13 protein-coding genes, 1 tRNA gene and 2 pseudogenes are annotated in these 18371 nt (G+C 65.0%); 8 read left to right on the top strand and 8 right to left on the bottom strand.

Annotated features, from left to right (window positions below):
- Positions 1-2: 2 nt before the first annotated feature.
- The gene (locus tag VAR608DRAFT_RS15635) at positions 3-968 is read right to left on the bottom strand and encodes an ABC transporter substrate-binding protein (RefSeq protein WP_157730997.1); all 966 of its coding nucleotides are present in this window, start codon (positions 966-968) and stop codon (positions 3-5) included.
- Between the two features lie 216 nt (positions 969-1184).
- Positions 1185-1727, bottom strand: a complete 543-nt coding sequence (locus VAR608DRAFT_RS15640; RefSeq protein WP_269458559.1) for an acyl-homoserine-lactone synthase — start codon at positions 1725-1727, stop codon at positions 1185-1187.
- Between the two features lie 364 nt (positions 1728-2091).
- Here VAR608DRAFT_RS15640 and VAR608DRAFT_RS15645 point away from each other — a divergent pair, with 364 nt between their 5' ends.
- Entirely contained in the window at positions 2092-3519 is a 1428-nt protein-coding gene (locus VAR608DRAFT_RS15645; protein ID WP_088954889.1) for an ATP-binding protein, read from the top strand.
- Here the strand turns inward: VAR608DRAFT_RS15645 and VAR608DRAFT_RS15650 are convergent.
- Positions 3459-3965: a cupin domain-containing protein gene (locus VAR608DRAFT_RS15650; protein ID WP_231973531.1), complete on the bottom strand. Its 507-nt coding sequence runs from the start codon at positions 3963-3965 to the stop codon at positions 3459-3461. The genes VAR608DRAFT_RS15645 and VAR608DRAFT_RS15650 overlap by 61 nt on opposite strands.
- Between VAR608DRAFT_RS15650 and VAR608DRAFT_RS38005 the strand changes: the two genes are divergently transcribed.
- The 4 genes and pseudogenes from VAR608DRAFT_RS38005 (at position 3879) to VAR608DRAFT_RS15670 (ending at position 7620) form a co-directional block, all read left to right on the top strand.
- Positions 3879-4106 carry a hypothetical protein gene (locus VAR608DRAFT_RS38005; protein WP_231973532.1) on the top strand — a complete coding sequence of 76 codons (228 nt, stop codon included), beginning with the start codon at positions 3879-3881 and terminating at the stop codon, positions 4104-4106. The two genes, VAR608DRAFT_RS15650 and VAR608DRAFT_RS38005, sit on opposite strands and share 87 nt — an antisense overlap.
- 60 nt (positions 4107-4166) lie before the next feature.
- Positions 4167-5678, top strand: a complete 1512-nt coding sequence (locus VAR608DRAFT_RS15660) for a glutamine amidotransferase-related protein (RefSeq protein ID WP_088954890.1) — start codon at positions 4167-4169, stop codon at positions 5676-5678.
- Between the two features lie 201 nt (positions 5679-5879).
- A pseudogene (locus tag VAR608DRAFT_RS15665) lies at positions 5880-6687 on the top strand (IS5 family transposase).
- Between the two features lie 207 nt (positions 6688-6894).
- Positions 6895-7620: a hypothetical protein gene (locus tag VAR608DRAFT_RS15670; protein ID WP_157730999.1), complete on the top strand. Its 726-nt coding sequence runs from the start codon at positions 6895-6897 to the stop codon at positions 7618-7620.
- A 636-nt stretch (positions 7621-8256) separates the two neighbouring features.
- On the opposite strand, the gene VAR608DRAFT_RS15675 is transcribed toward VAR608DRAFT_RS15670, so the two are convergent.
- Together VAR608DRAFT_RS15675 and VAR608DRAFT_RS15680 are read right to left on the bottom strand one after the other, a co-directional pair.
- Positions 8257-8331, bottom strand: a tRNA-Arg gene (locus VAR608DRAFT_RS15675).
- Positions 8332-8374: 43 nt separating this feature from the next.
- Positions 8375-9004, bottom strand: a complete 630-nt coding sequence (locus VAR608DRAFT_RS15680) for a TetR family transcriptional regulator (protein WP_088954893.1) — start codon at positions 9002-9004, stop codon at positions 8375-8377.
- Between the two features lie 166 nt (positions 9005-9170).
- Between VAR608DRAFT_RS15680 and VAR608DRAFT_RS15685 the strand changes: the two genes are divergently transcribed.
- From VAR608DRAFT_RS15685 to VAR608DRAFT_RS15695, 3 genes are read left to right on the top strand one after another with little or no spacing between them, the layout of a single operon-like run.
- Positions 9171-10442 carry an efflux RND transporter periplasmic adaptor subunit gene (locus VAR608DRAFT_RS15685; RefSeq protein WP_088954894.1) on the top strand — a complete coding sequence of 424 codons (1272 nt, stop codon included), beginning with the start codon at positions 9171-9173 and terminating at the stop codon, positions 10440-10442.
- A gap of 13 nt (positions 10443-10455) precedes the next feature.
- Positions 10456-13611, top strand: coding sequence for an efflux RND transporter permease subunit (locus VAR608DRAFT_RS15690; protein ID WP_088954895.1), 3156 nt, complete (start codon positions 10456-10458; stop codon positions 13609-13611).
- Positions 13608-15020, top strand: coding sequence for an efflux transporter outer membrane subunit (locus VAR608DRAFT_RS15695; RefSeq protein ID WP_088954896.1), 1413 nt, complete (start codon positions 13608-13610; stop codon positions 15018-15020). The genes VAR608DRAFT_RS15690 and VAR608DRAFT_RS15695 overlap by 4 nt, the downstream gene beginning before the upstream one ends.
- 32 nt (positions 15021-15052) lie before the next feature.
- Here VAR608DRAFT_RS15695 and VAR608DRAFT_RS15700 read toward each other — a convergent pair.
- The 3 genes and pseudogenes from VAR608DRAFT_RS15700 to VAR608DRAFT_RS15710 all read right to left on the bottom strand — a co-directional run.
- Positions 15053-15889: pseudogene (locus VAR608DRAFT_RS15700) on the bottom strand (porin); the annotation flags it as partial.
- Positions 15890-15905: 16 nt separating this feature from the next.
- A complete protein-coding gene (locus tag VAR608DRAFT_RS15705) occupies positions 15906-16874 on the bottom strand; it encodes a Bug family tripartite tricarboxylate transporter substrate binding protein (RefSeq protein WP_088954898.1) in 969 nt (322 codons plus the stop codon).
- A 185-nt stretch (positions 16875-17059) separates the two neighbouring features.
- Positions 17060-18175, bottom strand: coding sequence for a porin (locus VAR608DRAFT_RS15710; protein ID WP_088958811.1), 1116 nt, complete (start codon positions 18173-18175; stop codon positions 17060-17062).
- Between the last annotated feature and the right edge of the window lie 196 nt (positions 18176-18371).

Consider the following 18371-nt stretch of genomic DNA (forward strand, 5'->3'; position numbering starts at 1 on the left):
GGCTATCGCAGCACCTCGTCGGCACGAAGCATGAGTGATGACGGAACGATGATGCCCAAGCGCCGCGCCGCTTCTAGATTGACCACGAGGAGGTATCGAGTGGGTTGCTCAAAGGCAATGTCGGCAGGCCTTGAGCCTCGCAAGATCCGGTCGAGTAATGCCGCACTGCGCTCGTAAACTTCCCGTGGGTCGAGACTGTAGGACAGCAGCGCGCCCGCCAGAGCAGCTTGTCGGGTCGGTCCCACCACCGGCAACTGCTGCTCCTCTGCGCGTTTCAGCAGCTTGCCCAAATGACGGATGAAGATCCGGTCGGGCCCGAAAACTAGTACGTCCACGCGCTCGCGATTCAAGGTATCGAAGGCGCTGTCGAGTTGGGGTTCTTCCGCAACCCGAAGTACCTTGAGTTGCAGCCCCAGGGCTTTGGCCGCCACTTCGTTTTGGGCCACGTAGTCGTCAAAGCCGACATTGGCGGGGTTGGCAAAGAGCGCGAGTCGTGTGGCGCGCGGCAGTGCCTCGCGGGCGAGCTCCAGATACTTACCCCAAGCCGGAGTCGTTGCCACGATTCCTGTCACGTTTGCGCCCGGATTGGCCAGACTCCGGACCAAGCCAAATCGCACCGGGTCTGCAACACCCAGAGCGAAGATGGGTGTAGTTTCGGTGGCCCGGCGCGCCGCCAGCGCGGCAGTGACACCCGCTGTCACTACGATAACCTCTGCCTTGGCTGCAAGAAGTGCGCGGGCAACGTCGCCAAGCCGTTCGTAATCGTCGCTTCCCGGCCTACAGTCGTAGCGGACATTCCGACCCTCGTTCCAGCCCAGCTTCTCCATGGCAGTCACGAGCGCCTGCGTTGCTGGATCGTCCCGCGAGTTGCCAAGAACACCGATGACGCGAACTCCCGCCTGGGCCTGCACCCAACCGCAGTAAGCGGCGCCCATTAGCAACAGGAGTTGGCGGCGAGCACAGTTCATGATCGAGCGCTCTATTCTTGCGAATCGGGGCATCCTACACGCGCGCCGCTTGCCGCCAAGCGATCAAGCAGCGTTGCTGCCGACCCCTCGTTGGGGGGGCGGCAATGAGTGTCGGCTCATGGCCCGGGTGCGGAAGTCTTAGGCGCGAGCTGCCATCTTGGCGACCAGGCCTACGCGTCTCACAGGCTCGAGCGGCGACCCGTCGACTGCCGAAGCTTACGCACTCCCCTCCCGATCCGATACGAGCGCTATCCGGTCGGTGCCCAGGAATTGGTGTCGCACTCGACAAGCTTTGGTGCCGCACGACGAAACGCAGATCATCGGCACACCTCGATCCAGCACGCAATCAAAGGGGCACCGTCCACCACGACCGGAGGACCGGCGCGATGGGCACTGATTCCCACGTTCCGCAGAATCCGCTCGACGGCCAGCGGCGAAATCGACGGCCGCGAACCGCGAAAGCTCCCACACGGCGGGCGTGCGGGGAGGCGGCACTTCGCCGAGCAGTTGCGGAAAGATCTCGCCCAGCAAGTAAGGTCGATCGGTGGCCAGCAGGCGGGCCATGCCCATGATTTCGCCATGGTGCCGACGTGCGACGACATAGAGGGTATCGGGGCGGTCGAACTGATCGAGCTCCATGCCGTCGCGCGACGCGAGCCTCCAGCCCAGCATCTCGACGAAGACCCGATGACGGTAGCGGGCCAGGGCCGTGTGCACCCCCGCGGGCAGGCTATCGGCCGTGCCTGTGATGATCTCCATCTCATCCCCTCCCCCTGCGCGACCCGGCATTGCACCGGAGCGCCCCGCCTCGCGGCACTACCCGAACGGGTAGGCCGCACCGCGTCCAACGTGGGAAATGCATGTGGTGCGCACGCTGATCTGCGCGACCTGGACGACATGTTCGGCACAGCGTACGACGTGGTCGGGGTGAGCAACCCCGACAAGCTTCAGTCGGATCTGGCAAGCCAATGCGCCAGCGTTTTCAATCGGCCGCTGCGGCTACGCGTATCAGTGGAGTCGATTCAGGGAAAGACCGTGATCGTCGTCTACGTGCCGGAGGCAGCACCGACCGACAAGCCGATCTACCTCAGCAAACTGGGACCCCAGGGGTGCCTTTCGGCGTGTGGGCTCGACCGATCAGGAAGGCAGCGAAGACGACCTCATCACCCTCTACGCCGGACACCAGACCGACACCTTCGACGGCGCGGTTCTGGCGGACACAGACCTCGAAGACACTGATCCAGCCGCTATCGAGGACTACCGCCGGCAACGTCAGAGAATCAATCCCAGCGCCGAAGAGCTCACCTGGAACGATCAGGATCTGCTGCGCTCACTTGGGGCGGTCGTGCGGCAAGGAGGCGAGCTCAAGCCCACGGTCGCAGGCCTACTGCTCTTCGGCACGCCCCAGTCGCTGCGGCGCTGCTTTCCCATGATGCGCATCGACTACATCCGGGTGCCCGGCCGTCAGTGGGTGGAAGACCCTGCGCACCGGTTCGACACCATGGAAATACGAGCACCGCTGCTGACCGCCATCCGGCGCGCAACCAATGCCGTTCGCGACGAACTTCTCCAAAGCTTCTCGCTCCCGGAAGGCGCGCTTGAGCGGGAGGACGAACCGACCCTGCCCTTGCGGGTCATCCGCGAGGCCATCGTCAACGCGGTCATGCACCGCAGTTACCGCATCCATGGCGCGATCCAAGTCATCCGATACGCCAACCGGCTCGAAGTCCGCAACCCGGGGCATTCCATCAAGGCGGAAGAACAGCTCGGCGAGCCCGGTAGCGAGACGCGCAACCCTCGCATCGCGGCCGTACTGCACGAGGTCAATGTGGCCGAAACCAAAGGCAGCGGCATCCGCGCCATGCGGGAGCTGATGATCCAGCATGACCTGCTGCCACCGACCTTCGAGTCCACCCGCCGGCCCGACCAGTTCGTGGCCACCTTTCTGTTCCACCACTTCCTCGGCAAGGATGACCTCTCCTGGTTGCGACGCCTGACGCCGGAGCCTTTGAGCGACGAGGAAGCGCGAGCCCTGGTCTTCGTCCGCGAGCTGGGAGCCATCGACAATGCGGCCTACCGCTCGATCAACCGGACGGACACACTCAACGCATCGACCCATTTGCGGCGACTGCGCGATCTGGACCTCCTGACCATGAAGGGCAGCGGCAGCCGGACCTATTACCTTCCTGGGTCTGCTTTCGAGGCCATTGCGGCTCCCCCTGCCGCCGAGGTGGTGCCCCACAGGGATTTGGGCACCACCCCTCCTGGCGATGGGCACCAGCCCCTGGTGCCCATTCCGGCGCCCATACAGGCCCAAATCAAGGCCGCGGGCGCCAAACCTCGCCAGGAAGAGGTGCGCCGACTCGTTGAAGCCCTGTGCCGATGGCGCCCGTTGAGCTCCCGCGAGCTCGCCGCGGCGCTTGAGCGCCAAGACGCCAAGAAGCTCGTGCGGAATCACCTCTCCCCGATGGTCGCAGAGGGACGGCTTGCCTACACCATTCCCGAAATGGAGAACCACCCCGAGCAACGGTATACGGTCCCCGACAGGTAGGACACCGGCCGCTCGGCAATCCGCTCGATGCCGTGCAGCGCCGTCGCCTCGAACAACAGGGAGTCGCCGGGCTTGAGGTCCATGGCGCGGCTTGCGTAGCGATACCGGACTGCCCCCGACAGCAGATGGATGAACTTGAGCCCCGGATGCTGGAACACGGCATGGGGCCCGGCTTCGTCGGAGAGCGTGACCCGGTAGGGCTCGACGAAGGAATTGCCCGTGAGCAGGTGGCCCAGCAGCTCGTAGCGATAGCCCGCAACGGCGCCGTCGCGCTCGACCACGAGCCCCCGGCCCGCGGGCACGAACGCCTTGCCCAGCATTGCCCTGATGGCCAATTTGGTCAGCAGCCTGCTGACCAATTGCCGTGGTTCCACATCGTCACCCTGCTGACCCAGTTGGATTCGGCCGCAGATCGCGCCTGGTACGCCGAACAGACCGTGCAGCAAAGCTGGTCGCGCAAGCGGGTCTTGAGTGTCGATGAAAAAGCGAAGACCGATCCACGGCAACTGTGCAGCTGCTGCTGCGCAAATTCGGGCGCCTATCGCACACCGGCACCAGCCGCAAGCCCGTCCCCCTACCCGCTTTGATAGTTGTCCCGCCTCCCAGGCTCCCCCAGCATCCACCTCTCACGATGCAGGGGGTTCCAGATGCGCACGCTGTTGATCGACAACTACGACTCGTTCACCTACAACCTCTACCAGTACCTGGCCGCGAGCAACGCTCAGCCGCCAACGGTGGTCAGGAACGACGAGATGAGCTGGGCCGAACTGGAGGACCTGGGCTTCGACAACATCGTCATCTCGCCGGGGCCCGGCCGACCGCAACGCCCGAGCGATCTCGGCGTGTCTGCCGACGCGCTGCGCCACGCGCGCGTCCCGGTGCTCGGCGTGTGCCTCGGCCATCAGGCGATCGCACACTTCTGCGGTGCCACGGTCGGGCTTGCCGTTCGTCCCATGCATGGTCGTCTCGACCGCATCACACATTGCGGGAGCGATCTATTCCGGGGCATTCCCGACCCGTTCGAAGCGGTGAGGTACCACTCGCTCGCCGTGACCGATCTTCCGCCGACGCTGCAACCATTGGCCTGGACCTCGGACGGGACGTTGATGGCGCTGCGCCATGCCAGCAAGCCCTGGTGGGGCGTGCAGTTCCATCCGGAGTCGATCTGCACCGAATACGGAGCCCGGCTCCTGCGCAATTTCAGGGAGCTCACCGAGGAATGGCGCGACGGCCGCATCGCGCACGAGCTCCTGGCCCCCATTCGAAGCCGGCCAAGGCTCCGCCAGGAAAGCGCCCAGTCGATTCATGCAAGGTGCCTCGACGCATATCCCGACCCTGAAGTCGCCTTCAAGCAACTGTTCTCGGACAGCAGCGAGGCGTTCTGGCTGGACAGCAGCCTTGTCGACGCCAGCGGTGCGCGCTTCTCGTACATGGGCGATGCGAGCAGTCCGAACAGCGAACGCATCACCTACAGGTCGCGGACGCGCCAGCTCGAGATCCACCGACGCGCAGGCATCGAGGTTCGGACGCAAAGCATCTTCGACTACATCGAAGAGCGCATTCCGAAGCGCCCTCCGGGAGGGCCGCCGCTTCCGTTCGATTTCGCGGCCGGGTACGTCGGCTATTTCGGCTATGAGCTCAAGGGCGAACTGGACGGCGAGCATGCCCAGGATGCGCCCACACCCGATGCCATGTGGATGCTGGCGGACCGGTTCATCGCCTTCGACCACGCCGAACAGCAGATATGGATCGTCTGTCTCGACGGCAGAGAGCTCTCGGATGGAAATCGCGCGTGGATGCGTGACATGGAGGAGCGAATCTCGACACCCGGTCCCGGCGTGCTGAACGATGCCGGCGCCCGCACCGCCTGGCTCGGCGAAATGAAGTGGCAGGTCGATCTTGTGAAGTACCGGGAACTCATCGAGAGGTGCCAGTCCGAAATCCTCCAGGGTGAAACCTACGAGGTGTGCCTGACGAACAAGCTGGCCGGCACCGGGCACGCCGACACGCTTGCGGTCTACCGAAAGCTTCGCACGTCGAACCCGGCGCCGTACGCCGCGTACCTGAAGACTCCCGAACTGGCCGTTCTCAGCGCGTCGCCCGAACTCTTCCTCGCCGTCACGCCGGACCTTCAGGGTCAGAAAGAAGGCCCGAAATGAACCTACAAAATGCGCTGAACGGCGGACTGCTTTGTGCGACCATCATGGCCGTTGCGATGCCGGCTTACGCAGCAAGTGGATTTAGAACTTATCCGTAATTAGGTAAACTGTCGATCCGAGCCGCATTGGGCGCGGCGCTGGATTGAAATCTTGGCGAAACGTGTTGAGTCGTGGGTGGTGACCGATGAGTTCTGGCAGCGGGTGGAGCCGCTGATTCCCGCGCGCTCGGCGGCAGACAAGGTCTACGTGCGCAAGCCAGGGGCCGGTCGACCAGCCAAGCCGGCTCGACTGGTGTTCGAGGCAATCGTCTACGTGCTGCGCACGGGCTGCCAGTGGAAGGCGCTGCCCAAGGAGCGCTTCGGCAGCGCGAGCGCCATCCACAAGCGATTCCTTGAGTGGGAAGCCGCGGGATTCTTCGAAGCTCTGTGGAAGGCGGGCTTGGCCGAGTACGACCAGATGCAGGGCATTGCCTGGCGCTGGCAGAGTGTGGACGGCGCGATGATGAAGGCGCCGCTGGCACAGCAAGCCGTCGGCCGCAACCCGACGGATCGGGGGAAAAAAGGGCAGCAAGCGCCACCTGTTGGTGGACGGCCGTGGCGTCCCGTTGTCGCTCGTCGTGACCGGGGCCAACGTCCATGACTGCAAGCGCCTTGACGATGTGCTCAGCACCATCGTCGTCAAGCGCAAGGATCCGCCACATCGGCGAAACAAGCATCTGTGCGCCGACGCGGGCTACCGCGGAGCCGAGCACCGTCGCACTATCGAGGACCACGGCTACATCCCTCACGTCGTTGGTCGACGCACCGAAGCCGATATCAAGCATCGCGATCCGAACAAGAAAGCCCGCCGCTGGGTCGTCGAGGTCTGCCATAGCTGGTTCAACCGCTTCCGCAAGCTTCTCGTGCGCTACGAGAAACTCGAGCGCAGCTTTGTCGCGCTCAACCATCTCGCCGCCGCCATCATCGCCTTCCGCAAAGTGCCTGCCGACGTCAACATAATTTACGGATAAGCTCTTAGCTCGGTTCTATGCAAACGTGAGTACACCGAGCCGGAAGCCAATGCAATCGTAAGCGCTGTCTTTGAGGAAAAGTACCAGCGGCTGCTTAAGGAAAAGTCCGAGCGCCTGGCGGCCACCGGAGCACTGCCGAAGTCCTTTGTTGAACGAAACGTTGGGCTTAAGTTCGTTGTTTGTGACAACCCCGGCACCTTCGATTCCTTGTCCGTCTACGGCACTGGAGTCGTGTTTGGTATTCAAATGATTGGCTTACTGATGGGCCAATCGCGCGCAATTGTCGCGGGTGCGACCCTCAACCCGAAAGACCAGATGGCCCTACATCGGGGATTGATGCAGCAGTTCATCACTCAGGGTGCCAAGCTCAGCATCAACCCGATCCAGCAGGTACAAAAAGATGCGCTGGAGAGCGGCGTGGAGGCATCGCGGTACGACGGGCTGCTGGCCGATCCTGACTTCAAGAAGCGTGAACAGAATTTGTTCCTGGTTGCACTTAATTTTCTTAGCCTCCACGAGCGCTGCCATTTCGGTCTAGACCACGGCTCGAAGATCGATTCGATTCTTAAGCAACCCGTCGCTAGCCAAGCCATCGCCAGGCACAAGCTTGAGCTCGACGCCGACAAATGCGCCATGGACATCATCAATGCGGACGAGGAGGGATTCGCAGCCTCCCCGATTTCGTATTTCGGTTTGCTGATGACGGTCACGACCCAGGTGATCGTCTCTTACGCATCGCCCGAGTCTTCATCTCATCCGTCTACCCGCACCCGTTTGGCCGAAGCACAGACGCGGGTACTCCAATTCGTTTCTGCGAAGCAGGGGCCCGGCACCGAGAAGTACAAGGGCACGATCGAGGGGGTCGGCGCCTACATGGCCGACATGATCGACTTCGCCGATGCGAATCGGGCGCCGCGGTCCAAGGAGCGCTGACAGTGCCCAAGACCCGGCCGTCGGCAATCCTTCGACGATCAGGGTGGACACGAAGCCGAGGCCGGAGCAGATACCCACGAGAACGAAAGGGCGAGGGACGATGGGCGCGGCGACCCGGAAGCACTGGGCAACGTAGCTGCCCAAGAAGACAGCGGACCCCGCAGGCGGATAACGACCGGGGGGCGACCTTGCAGACCGTGGGCAAGACGGCGCAGGAGCGGGTGCTGAAACTGGTGCAGCAGAGGTTCCAACTGCACAAGGCGGAAGAAGGCGCACTGCACGAACTGATTCTTCTGAAACCTGAGTCGGGGGGCCAACGTGGAGCCGTGGGAGCACGCGGAGGAAACAGCGCTCGAAGCGGAGTTTCGCCGACTCAAAGGGGACCTGATCGACGACTGGAGGAGCAATCCCGGTTCATTGTGACCTTGGGTGCAGTTGTAAGCCCCGGCGATCCCATAGTTGCTCAGATCTTGAGTTCCGTGGAACAAGCGTATCGCCGTCAACTGGCACCAACCAGCCAAAGACTTCTCGCAGTCTCCGGCAGATCATGCATGCGCCTGACGAAGTCCTGTCAGACGCCACGCCCAAAACAAAAAATCCGGAAGAGCCAAAACTCTTCCGGATTCCTTATGTATCTGGTCCCGCCGCCAGGAATCGAACCTGGATCTCAGCCTTCGGAGGGCCGAATTCTATCCGTTGAAATACAGCGAGGATCTGGGCTCCGACGTGGTCGGAAGACCGACATTATCGCCTATCAGCCGCAGCTTGGCTCGGGCTTCCCGAAACCCAGCCCCGCGAGGTAGACGCGGAAGGTGCGGCGCCCGGTCTCGACGAGGTCGAAGGCCTCGGGGTCGAGCAGCCAGTTCTTGATCAGCCCGTCGATCAGCGCGTGCAGGCCGCTGGCCGCGTCGGCGGCCGGGATGGGCAGCTTGATGCGCGAGCGGCGGGCCTCGGCGACCATGGCTTTCTCGAAGTCGACCACGCATTCGTTGCGCGCGTCCAGGTGGCGGCGGTGCACCGACTGCATGTCGTGCGTGTATTCGACCTTGTGGGTCGCGACCTCGAACACGCGGCGCATCTGGGGGTCGGTGGTCACGAGCTGGAGGGCCTCGACCATCATGCGTTCGACGCCCTCCATCGAACCATCTTTTGCAACCTGTTGCACGGCGGCCTCCAACGGCAGCGTGACACGGTCCATCATGGCGTTGAAGAGATCCGCCTTGTCCTTGAAGTGCCAGTAGATGGCGCCGCGCGTGGCACCGGCCTGCTGGGCGATCTGCTGCAGCGTGGTCTGCGATACGCCCTGCGACTGGAACAGCACCTCGGCCGCGTCGAGCAGGCGCTGGCGGGTCTCCTGGGCTTCTTCCTTTGTGCGTCTCACCATTTTTGGCTCCCGTTTCTAAAATCGCCCCTCGCGCGTAAAGGCTGTCACTATACATGCACGAATGTATGTAAACTAGCGCCCTTTCCCGGATAGCCAACTTCGCCGTGTTGCTTTAGGCCCGCGCGCGAACCAGCGCTGTCCCCCGTCCTCGATACAAAGGATTCGCATGCCCAACCTGCATGTTTCGCGCCCCTTTTTGTTTTCGCCGCGCCTGGCGGGCGCTGTCGCCGCCACCGCCGTGCTGCTGACGCTCGCGGCCTGCGGCAAGGGCGAAGCCCCCGCAGCCGGCGGCCATGGCGGTGCGGCACCGCCGCCGCCTGAAGTGGGCGTGGTGGTCGCGACGCCGACCAGCGTTGGCCTGGTGACCGAGCTGCCTGGACGGCTGGAGGCCTCGCGCGTCTCGGAGGTGCGCGCCCGTGCGGCCGGCATCATGATGGAGCGGGTCTTCAAGGAAGGCAGCGACGTGAAGGCCGGCCAGCTGCTGTTCCGCATCGACCCGGCGCCCTATGCCGCCGCCGCGCGCAGCGCCGAAGCCAGCCTCACGCGGGCCGAAGCGAATGCCGTGCAGGCCAAGGCGCTGGCCGAGCGCTACAAGCCGCTGGTGGCGGCCAATGCGGTCAGCAAGCAGGAATACGACAACGCGGTCGCCGCGCAGAAGACGGCCGAGGCCGACGTGGGCGTGAGCCGCGCGGCGCTGACGACGGCCAAGATCAACCTGGGCTACGCGCAGGTGACGGCGCCGATTTCGGGCCGCATCGGCCGCGCGTTGGTCACCGAAGGTGCACTGGTGGGCCAGGGCGAAACGACGCAGCTCGCGGTGATCCAGCAGATCGACCCGATCTACGTGAACTTCACGCAGTCGGCCACCGACGTGATGCGCCTGCGCCGCCAGATGGAGGCCGGCCAGTTCAAGCGCGCCGAAGGCCCGAACGCGGCCAGCGTGCGCGTGGTGCTCGAAGACGGCAGCGAATACCCCCTGCCCGGCCGGCTGCTGTTCTCCGACCTGACGGTGGATTCGACCACCGGCCAGGTCACGCTGCGCGCCGAGGTGCCGAACCCGAACAAGAACCTGCTGCCGGGCCTGTACGTGCGGGTGCGCGTGGAGCAGGCGCAGGCCTCCGACGCGATCACGCTGCCGCAGCAGGCGGTGACGCGCACGCAGCAGGGCGACACGGTCACGGTGGTGGCCGATGACGGCAAGCTCAACAAACGCACCGTCAAGATCAGCGCCGCGCAGGACAACCAGTGGGTGGTGATCGACGGCCTGAAGGCCGGCGAGAAGGTGATGGTCGACGGCTTCCAGAAGATGCAGATGATGCCGCCCGGCACGCCGGTGAAGGCGGTGCCGTGGAAGCCCGCAGGCGCAGCGTCGCCGGCTGCCCAGGCGGCCGCGGCAGCCGATCCGGCGCCTGCCGACGACAAGAAGAAGAAAGAGTAAGGAGCCCGCCCGCATGGCCAAGTTCTTTATCGATCGACCGATCTTTGCGTGGGTGATCGCGCTGTTCATCATCGTGATGGGCAGCGTGGCGATCACGCAGCTCCCGATCTCGCAATACCCGCCCGTGGCGCCGCCCGCGATCGTGGTCACCACCGCCTACCCCGGCGCGTCGGCACAGACGCTGGAAGACAGCGTGCTGTCGGTGATCGAGCGCGAAATGAACGGCTCGCCCGGCCTCATCTACATGGAGTCGGTCGCGCAGGCGGACGGCACCGGCACGATCACGATCACCTTCGAGACCGGCACCAACCCCGACCTCGCGCAGGTGGACGTGCAGAACCGGCTGTCGCGCGCCACGCCGCGCCTGCCCGCGGCGGTGACGCAGCAGGGTGTGCGCGTCGACAAGTCGCGCAACAACTTCCTGTTGTTCACGATGCTCTCGTCGGACAACCCGGCCTACGACACGATCGCGCTGGGCGACTACGCCTCGCGCAACGTGGTGCCCGAACTGCAGCGCATCTCCGGCGTCGGCCAGGCGCAGCTGTTCGGCACCGAGCGCTCGATGCGTGTGTGGATCGATCCGGCCAAGCTGCAGGGCTACAACCTGTCGGCGGCCGACGTGAACAACGCGATCAAGGCGCAGAACGCGCAGGTGTCGTCGGGCGTGATCGGCGACCTGCCGAACGTGCCGGGGCAGGCGATCTCGGCCACGGTGGTGGTCAACGGCCAGCTCTCGAACGTCGAGCAGTTCCGCAACATCGTGCTGCGCGCGAATACCGACGGCTCGTCGGTGCGGCTGCGCGACGTGGCGCGCATCGAGCTGGGCGGCCAGGCCTATGCGACGTCGGCGCGCCTCAACGGCCAGTCCGCCGTGGGTATCGGCGTGCAGCTCGCACCGGGCGGCAACGCGCTGGACTCGGCCAAGCTGATCCGCGCCAAGATGGACGAGCTCTCCAAGTTCTTCCCGCAGGGCGTGAAGTGGACCATTCCCTACGACAGCTCGCGCTTCGTGAGCATCTCCATCAAGGAAGTGGTGAAGACGCTGTTCGAGGCGATCGCGCTGGTGTTCCTGGTGATGTTCCTGTTCCTGCAGAACTGGCGCTACACGATCATCCCGACGATCGTGGTGCCGATCTCGCTGCTGGGCACCTTCGCCATTCTGCTGGCGCTGGGCTTCTCGATCAACGTGCTGACGATGTTCGGCATGGTGCTGGTGATCGGTATCGTGGTGGACGACGCGATCGTGGTGGTCGAGAACGTCGAGCGGATCATGAGCGAGGAAGGTCTTCCGCCGCTCGAAGCCGCGCGCAAGGCGATGAAGCAGATCTCGGGCGCGATCATCGGCGTGACGGTGGTGCTGGTGTCGGTGTTCGTGCCGCTGGCCTTCTTCGCGGGCTCGACCGGCAACATCTACCGCCAGTTCTCGGCGGTGATGGTGGCGTCGATCGGCTTCTCGGCCTTCATGGCGCTGTCGCTCACGCCGGCGCTGTGCGCGACCTTGCTCAAGCCCGTCGAGGCGGGGCATCACCACGAGAAGACCGGCTTCTTCGGCTGGTTCAACCGCGGCTTCACGCGCACGGCCAAGGGCTATGAAGGCCTGGTGGCGCGCATCCTCAAGCGCGCGGCGCGCTATCTGATCATCTACGCGGCGATCATCGGCGCGGTGGCGCTCGTCTACAGCCGCCTGCCCACCTCCTTCCTGCCGCAGGAAGACCAGGGCTACATCATCGTGAACGTGCAGCTCCCGCCGGGCGCGACCCAGGAGCGCATGCTGTCGGTGATGGGGAGCGTCGAGGACTACGTGCTCAAGCAGCCGGAAGTGGAGAACATGGTCGCCGTGCTGGGCTTCAGCTTCTCGGGCCAGGGGCAGAACGCGGGCCTCGCCTTCGTGACGCTCAAGGACTGGGAGCAGCGCAAGGACCCGCAGCACTCGGCCGATGCGGTGGCGGGCCGCGCCTTCGGGGCGCTCTCCAGCATCCGCGATGCCTTCATCTACCCGCTCAGCCCGCCGCCGATTCCTGAACTCGGCAACGCGAGCGGCTTCAGCTTCCGCCTGCAGGACCGCTCGGGCGCGGGGCACGAGGCGCTGATCAACGCGCGCAACCAGATGCTGGGCATGGCGAGCAAGAGCCCGCTGCTCACGCAGGTGCGGCCGGACGGCCTCGAAGACGCGCCGCAGCTGCAGATCGACATCGACCGCGACAAGGCGAACGCGCTGGGCGTGACCTTCGATGCGATCAACACGACGCTGTCGACGGCGCTGGGTTCGTCCTACGTCAACGACTTCCCGAATCGGGGCCGCCTGCAGCGCGTGGTGGTGCAGGCCGATGCGCCGGCCCGGATGCAGCCGGAAGACCTGCTGCGGCTCAACGCGAGCAACACCAAGGGCGTGCCGGTGCCGCTGTCGGCCTTCGCGAGCACGCGCTGGGTCACGGGCGCGCAGCAGACGGTGCGCTACAACGGCTATCCGGCGGCGCGCATCTCGGGCTCGGCCGCACCGGGCTACAGCTCGGGCGCCGCGATGGCCGAGATGGAGAAGATGGCGGCGCAGCTGCCGGCAGGCTTCGGCTTCGAATGGACCGGCCAGTCGCGCGAGGAAAAGCTCGCGGGTTCGCAGGCCATCATCCTGTACGGCTTCGCGATCCTGGCGGTGTTCCTGTGCCTGGCGGCGCTGTACGAGAGCTGGACGATTCCGCTGTCGGTGATCATGGTGGTGCCGCTGGGCGTGCTCGGCGTGCTGCTGGCGACGCTGATCCGATCCCTCTCGAACGACGTGTACTTCCAGGTGGGCCTGATCACGATCATCGGCCTGTCGGCGAAGAACGCGATTCTGATCATCGAGTTCGCGAAGGACCTGCAGGCGCAGGGCAAGGGCGTGATCGAGTCGGCGCTGGCCGCGGCGCACCTGCGGTTCCGCCCGATCATCATGACCTCGCTGGCCTTCGGCCTCGGCGTGGTGCCGCTGGCGCTGGCCAGCGGAGCGGGCTCGGCGAGCCAGCGCGCGATCGGCACCGGCGTGCTCGGCGGCATGCTGACCGGCACGGCGCTGGCCGTGATCTTCGTGCCGGTGTTCTTCGTGGTGGTTCGCACGCTCTTCAAGGGCAGCGAACGCCAGCACCTGGCAGACAAGCGCCACGCCGAGGCGGCAGGCATCGAGGAAGCAACATGAAGAACACCCCCAGCATCCGCCTCGCCGCCGTCGCGGCGGGCGCGGCCCTGTTCCTGAGCGCGTGCTCGCTGGCACCCAAGTACCAGCGTCCGGAGCTGCCGGTGCCGCAGGCCTTCCCGAACACGGCCGCGCCGGCGGCGCAGCAGCCGCCGGCAGCGACCATCGCCTGGCAGGACTACTTCACCGATCCGCGCCTCGCGAAGCTGATCGAGATCGCGCTGGCCAACAACCGCGACCTGCGCGTCTCGGTGCTCAACATCGAGAATGCGCGTGCGCAGTTCCAGATCCAGCGCGCGGCGCTGTTCCCGACGCTCAATGCATCGGCGACCCAGACCCGGCAGCGGCCCTCGGTGACAGGTATCGGCAATGTGTCGGAGGTCGATACGGTCGGCGTCGGCTTCACCTCGTGGGAGATCGATTTCTTCGGCCGCATCGCGAGCCTGAAGGACGCGGCGCTCGCGCAATACCTCGCCACCGAGGAATCGCGCAAGGCGGCGCAGATCAGCCTCGTGAGCGCGGTCGCCACCGGATGGCTCACGGTGCTGAGCGACGACGAGTTCCTCGAGATCACGCGCCAGACGATGGAGACGCGCGACGAGTCGCTCCGCCTCACCAAGCTGCGCTTCGACAACGGCGTGGCCTCGGAGATCGACTATCGCAATGCCGAGTCGCAGGCCGAGACCGCGCGCGCTGCCTATGCGGCGCAGCAACGCCTGCGCATGCAGGACGAGAACGCGCTCGCGCTGCTGCTCGGCGCGCCGGTGCCGCCGGAGGCGTTTGCCGGCAGCGCGGCCGGCCTGCAGGCGCTCACGCCGATCCAGGACCTGCCCGCGGGGCTGCCTTCGGACCTGCTCACCGAGCGGCCCGATATCCGCGCGGCCGAGCAGCAGCTGATTGCGGCCAATGCCAACATCGGCGCGGCGCGGGCTGCGTTCTTCCCGCGCGTGACGCTGACCTCGTCGATCGGCACCGCGAGCAACGAGTTCTCGGGGCTCTTCAAGAGCGGCTCCAAGGCCTGGAGCTTCGCGCCGGCGATCACGCTGCCGATCTTCGATGCGGGCCGCAACCGCGCGGGGCTCGACTCGGCGAACGTCGAGCGCGACATCGCGGTGGCGCAGTACGAGAAGGCGATCCAGACTGCGTTCCGCGAAGTCGCCGATGCGCTCGCCGGGCAGGCGACCTACGACGAACAGTTGCGGGCCCTGATCGCGCAGGCCAACGCGGAAGAGATCCGCTTCAAGCTGTCGGACATGCGCTATCGCAACGGCATCGCGAGCGGGCTCGACCTGCTGGACGCGCAGCGCTCGCTGTACATGGCGCAACTGGCCACCGCGCAGGCGCGCCAGTCGAAACTGCAGAACCAGGTCGCCCTGTTCAAGACGCTGGGCGGGGGCTGGGCCACGCGATAGCGCGCGCCGCCCCGCCCTGTGCGCCGCGTCGATCAGAACCGGGTGCGCAGGCCGACGCCGAACTCCCACTGGCTTCCGAAGCCGTGGGTGTTGGCAACCTTGTAGCCATCCCTCAGCCTGAGGTAGTCGGTGGCGAGGTAGACCTCGGTGATGTTGTCGAAGTGGTAGAAGGTCGACCCGTAGACCGTGCCACGGCTGCCGGTCGCCGTCGCCGTCGCCAGGCTGGTGTTCGAGAACGCGTTCAGGACATTGCCGCCGGCGTTGACGGCCGCGTTGTCGGCCTTCATGTTCTGGTAGCCCAGCTGATAGTCGAACTTGCTGCCCTTGGGCGCGAGCTTGGCCGAGACGGTGTAGGCATTGTCGGTCCGGCTGCCGAGCAGCCCTTGCTCCGCCGTGTAGTGGTAGTAGCCGGCATTCAGCCTGACAGGGCCGATGGTGTAGTTGCCGCCGACGGAGTATGAGCGGTTGGTGCGGCCGTCCACGTTGGCCGATGTGGCGAAGCCGGCCAGGACCAGCTGCTTGAAGTTGTTGTTGTTGGTGTAGCCGCCCTCTTCGAGGGTCGGCGCAGCCGGGCCGTATGGATCCCCGTAGATGTCCGAAGAGATCGGATCGCGGGCAATGGCGTTCTGGCGACCCAGCGTGAGTTTGCCGAACGCATCGCTTTGCACGCCGACCCAGGCGTGGCGATTGAAGGTCACGCCCGGCGTGTCGTCGGAGCCGGTCTGGCTCTCGAACTCGCTCTCGAGCTTGAAGATCGTATCCAGGCCGCTGTCGCCCATGGCGCGCCTGCCGGTCAGGCCCCAGCGGTTGCCGCTGAACCATGCAACGCGCGGAGAAGTCACGCTGTTGCCGAAGCGCGACGCCCGCGATCAGATCCCGGCCAGCCTACTCCGGCTTGATGCCGGCTGCCTTCACGAGCTTGCTCCACTTGGCGGTTTCGGCAGCCACGTAGGCTGCGAACTGCTCCGGTGTCCCGCCCATCACCTCGTTGCCCTGGCTGAGCATCTGCTTGCGGATCTCGGGATCCTGAAGCGCCTTGTTCACGACGCCGTTCAACAGCGTGACGATGGCCTTCGGCGTGCCTGCGGGTGCGATCAGGCCCTGCCAGTTCTCGACTTCGAAGCCCGGCACGCCGGCCTCGATCATCGTCGGGACCTCCGGGAACAGAGGGGAGCGCTTGGTGCTGGTGATGGCCAGGGCCCGCAGTTTCCCGGCCTGGATGTTCGGCGCTGCGGAATAGAGTTGCTCGAACATCATGTCGACCTGTCCGCCCAGCAGGTCGGTCGTCGCGAGCGCCCCGCTTCGATACGGGATGTGGGTCATCGAGATCTTCGCGGTCGACTTGAACAGTTCACCCGAAAGATGGTGAGATCCGCCCAGGCCCCCCGATGCGAACGACAGTTTGCCGGGATGGGCTTTCGCCGCCTGGATGATGTCCTTCACGCTCTTGAAGGGCGAGTCGGGACGCACCGTGAGGGCCAGCGGTCCCTTTTCGATCAGGCAGATCGGCACCAGGTCCTTGGCCGGGTTGAAGGGAAGCTTGGGAAACATCGCCTCGTTCACCGAGAGCGGGGCGAAATTCCCCATCCCGATGACATAGCCGTCCGGCTTGGCCTTGGCGATGAAGTCGGTGCCGATGTTGCCGCCGGCACCCGGCTTGTTCTCGACGATGACCGGAACCCCCAGCTCCGCGGAGATGAAGCGGGCAATCTGCCGTGATCGCTGGTCCGAACCGCCGCCGGCCGCGTAAGGGCAGACGAAAGTGATTGGCTTGGACGGATATTTTTCCTGCGCCCAGGCGGGCGAGAGGACGGTCATCAGACCGGCGGCTTGAAGGACGGTGCGTCGTTGCATTCGATATCTCGGGGTTTTCTGTTTAAGTTTTCGAAGGATTCACGAGGCGTCTGGGATTTCAGGTGACGCCTCCGCGCTCGGCGACCACATCGAGGCTTGTCGGCCGCGAAGGCGCAAGGCTGGAGCTTTCATTCCTTGATAAGGTGACTTTGAAGCCGGCCGCCGCCCAAGTCCGCGAGTGTCGACTAGAACCGGGTGCGCAGGCCGACGCCGAACTCCCACTGGCTTCCGAAGCCGTGGGTGTTGGCAACCTTGTAGCCATCCCTCAGCCTGAGGTAGTCGGTGGCGAGGTAGACCTCCGTGATGTTGTCGAAGTGGTAGAACGTCGACCCGTAGACTGTGCCACGGCTGCCGGTGGCCGTCGCCGTCGCCAGGCTGGTGTTCGAGAACGCGTTCAGGACATTGCCGCCGGCGTTGACGGCCGCGTTGTCGGCCTTCATGTTCTGGTAGCCCAGCTGATAGTCGAACTTGCTGCCCTTGGGCGCGAGCTTGGCCGAGACGGTGTAGGCATTGTCGGTCCGGCTGCCGAGCAGCCCTTGCTCCGCCGTGTAGTGGTAGTAGCCGGCATTCAGCCTGACAGGGCCGATGGTGTAGTTGCCGCCGACGGAGTATGAGCGGTTGGTGCGGCCGTCCACGTTGGCCGATGTGGCGAAGCCGGCCAGGTTGTACGCGCCGCCTGCATAAGCGAGCGTCAGCGTTTCCGTCGAGCCTTGCGAGAAGCTGCCCGGCACGCCGCCGAACTGATATGCCGCGCCGAGGTACAGGTCGTTGTCGAACTTCTTCTTGTACACGACGCCGTTGTCCAGTCGCGTGCCCGTGGCGCTGCCCGCGTAGAAGACCAGTTGCTTGAAGTTGTTGTTGTTGGTGTAGCCGCCCTCTTCGAGGGTCGGCGCAGCCGGGCCGTATGGATCCCCGTAGATGCCCGAAGAGATCGGATCGCGGGCAATGGCGTTCTGGCGACCCAGCGTGAGTTTGCCGAACGCATCGCTTTGCACGCCGACCCAGGCGTCGCGATTGAAGGTCACGCCCGGCGTGTCGTCGGAGCCGGTCTGGCTCTCGAACTCGCTCTCGAGCTTGAAGATCGTATCCAGGCCGCTGTCGCCCATGGCGCGCCTGCCGGTCAGGCCCCAGCGGTTGCCGCTGAACCATGCAACGCGCGGAGAAGTCACGCTGTTGCCGTCCTTGTCCGCGTTGTTGGTGTGAACGTAGGTCACGTCGATCAGGCCATACAGCGAGACGCTGCCCTGCGGCGTGGCGTAGCTCAGGCCTTTGCCGCGCTCGAAGCTCACGCCTTCAGGCAGGGCACCGGGCGCCGCGACGGGAGCGGCCGAGATCTGCTGCTGTTGCTGTTGCTGCTGCGTCTGCACCGCGTTGAGCTTCTGCTCGAGCGCGTCGAGCCGCAGCTTCTGGGCCTCTGCGGCCTGCTTCTGAGCCGCGATCTCTGCCTTCAGGTCGGCAACCTGGTCGGCGAAAGCAGGCGCCGATATCGAATAAATA

Source organism: Variovorax sp. HW608, from assembly GCF_900090195.1.
GTDB lineage: Bacteria > Pseudomonadota > Gammaproteobacteria > Burkholderiales > Burkholderiaceae_C > Variovorax.

What these genes read in the sequence shown, in the direction of transcription:
- VAR608DRAFT_RS15705 (WP_088954898.1), bottom strand. Translation starts at nt 16,874, where the DNA reads ATGCAACGACGCACCGTCCTTCAAGCCGCCGGTCTGATGACCGTCCTC.
- VAR608DRAFT_RS15695 (WP_088954896.1), top strand. Translation starts at nt 13,608, where the DNA reads ATGAAGAACACCCCCAGCATCCGCCTCGCCGCCGTCGCGGCGGGCGCG.
- VAR608DRAFT_RS15680 (WP_088954893.1), bottom strand. Translation starts at nt 9,004, where the DNA reads ATGGTGAGACGCACAAAGGAAGAAGCCCAGGAGACCCGCCAGCGCCTG.
- VAR608DRAFT_RS15635 (WP_157730997.1), bottom strand. Translation starts at nt 968, where the DNA reads ATGAACTGTGCTCGCCGCCAACTCCTGTTGCTAATGGGCGCCGCTTAC.
- VAR608DRAFT_RS15640 (WP_269458559.1), bottom strand. Translation starts at nt 1,727, where the DNA reads ATGGAGATCATCACAGGCACGGCCGATAGCCTGCCCGCGGGGGTGCAC.
- VAR608DRAFT_RS15660 (WP_088954890.1), top strand. Translation starts at nt 4,167, where the DNA reads ATGCGCACGCTGTTGATCGACAACTACGACTCGTTCACCTACAACCTC.
- VAR608DRAFT_RS15685 (WP_088954894.1), top strand. Translation starts at nt 9,171, where the DNA reads ATGCCCAACCTGCATGTTTCGCGCCCCTTTTTGTTTTCGCCGCGCCTG.
- VAR608DRAFT_RS15690 (WP_088954895.1), top strand. Translation starts at nt 10,456, where the DNA reads ATGGCCAAGTTCTTTATCGATCGACCGATCTTTGCGTGGGTGATCGCG.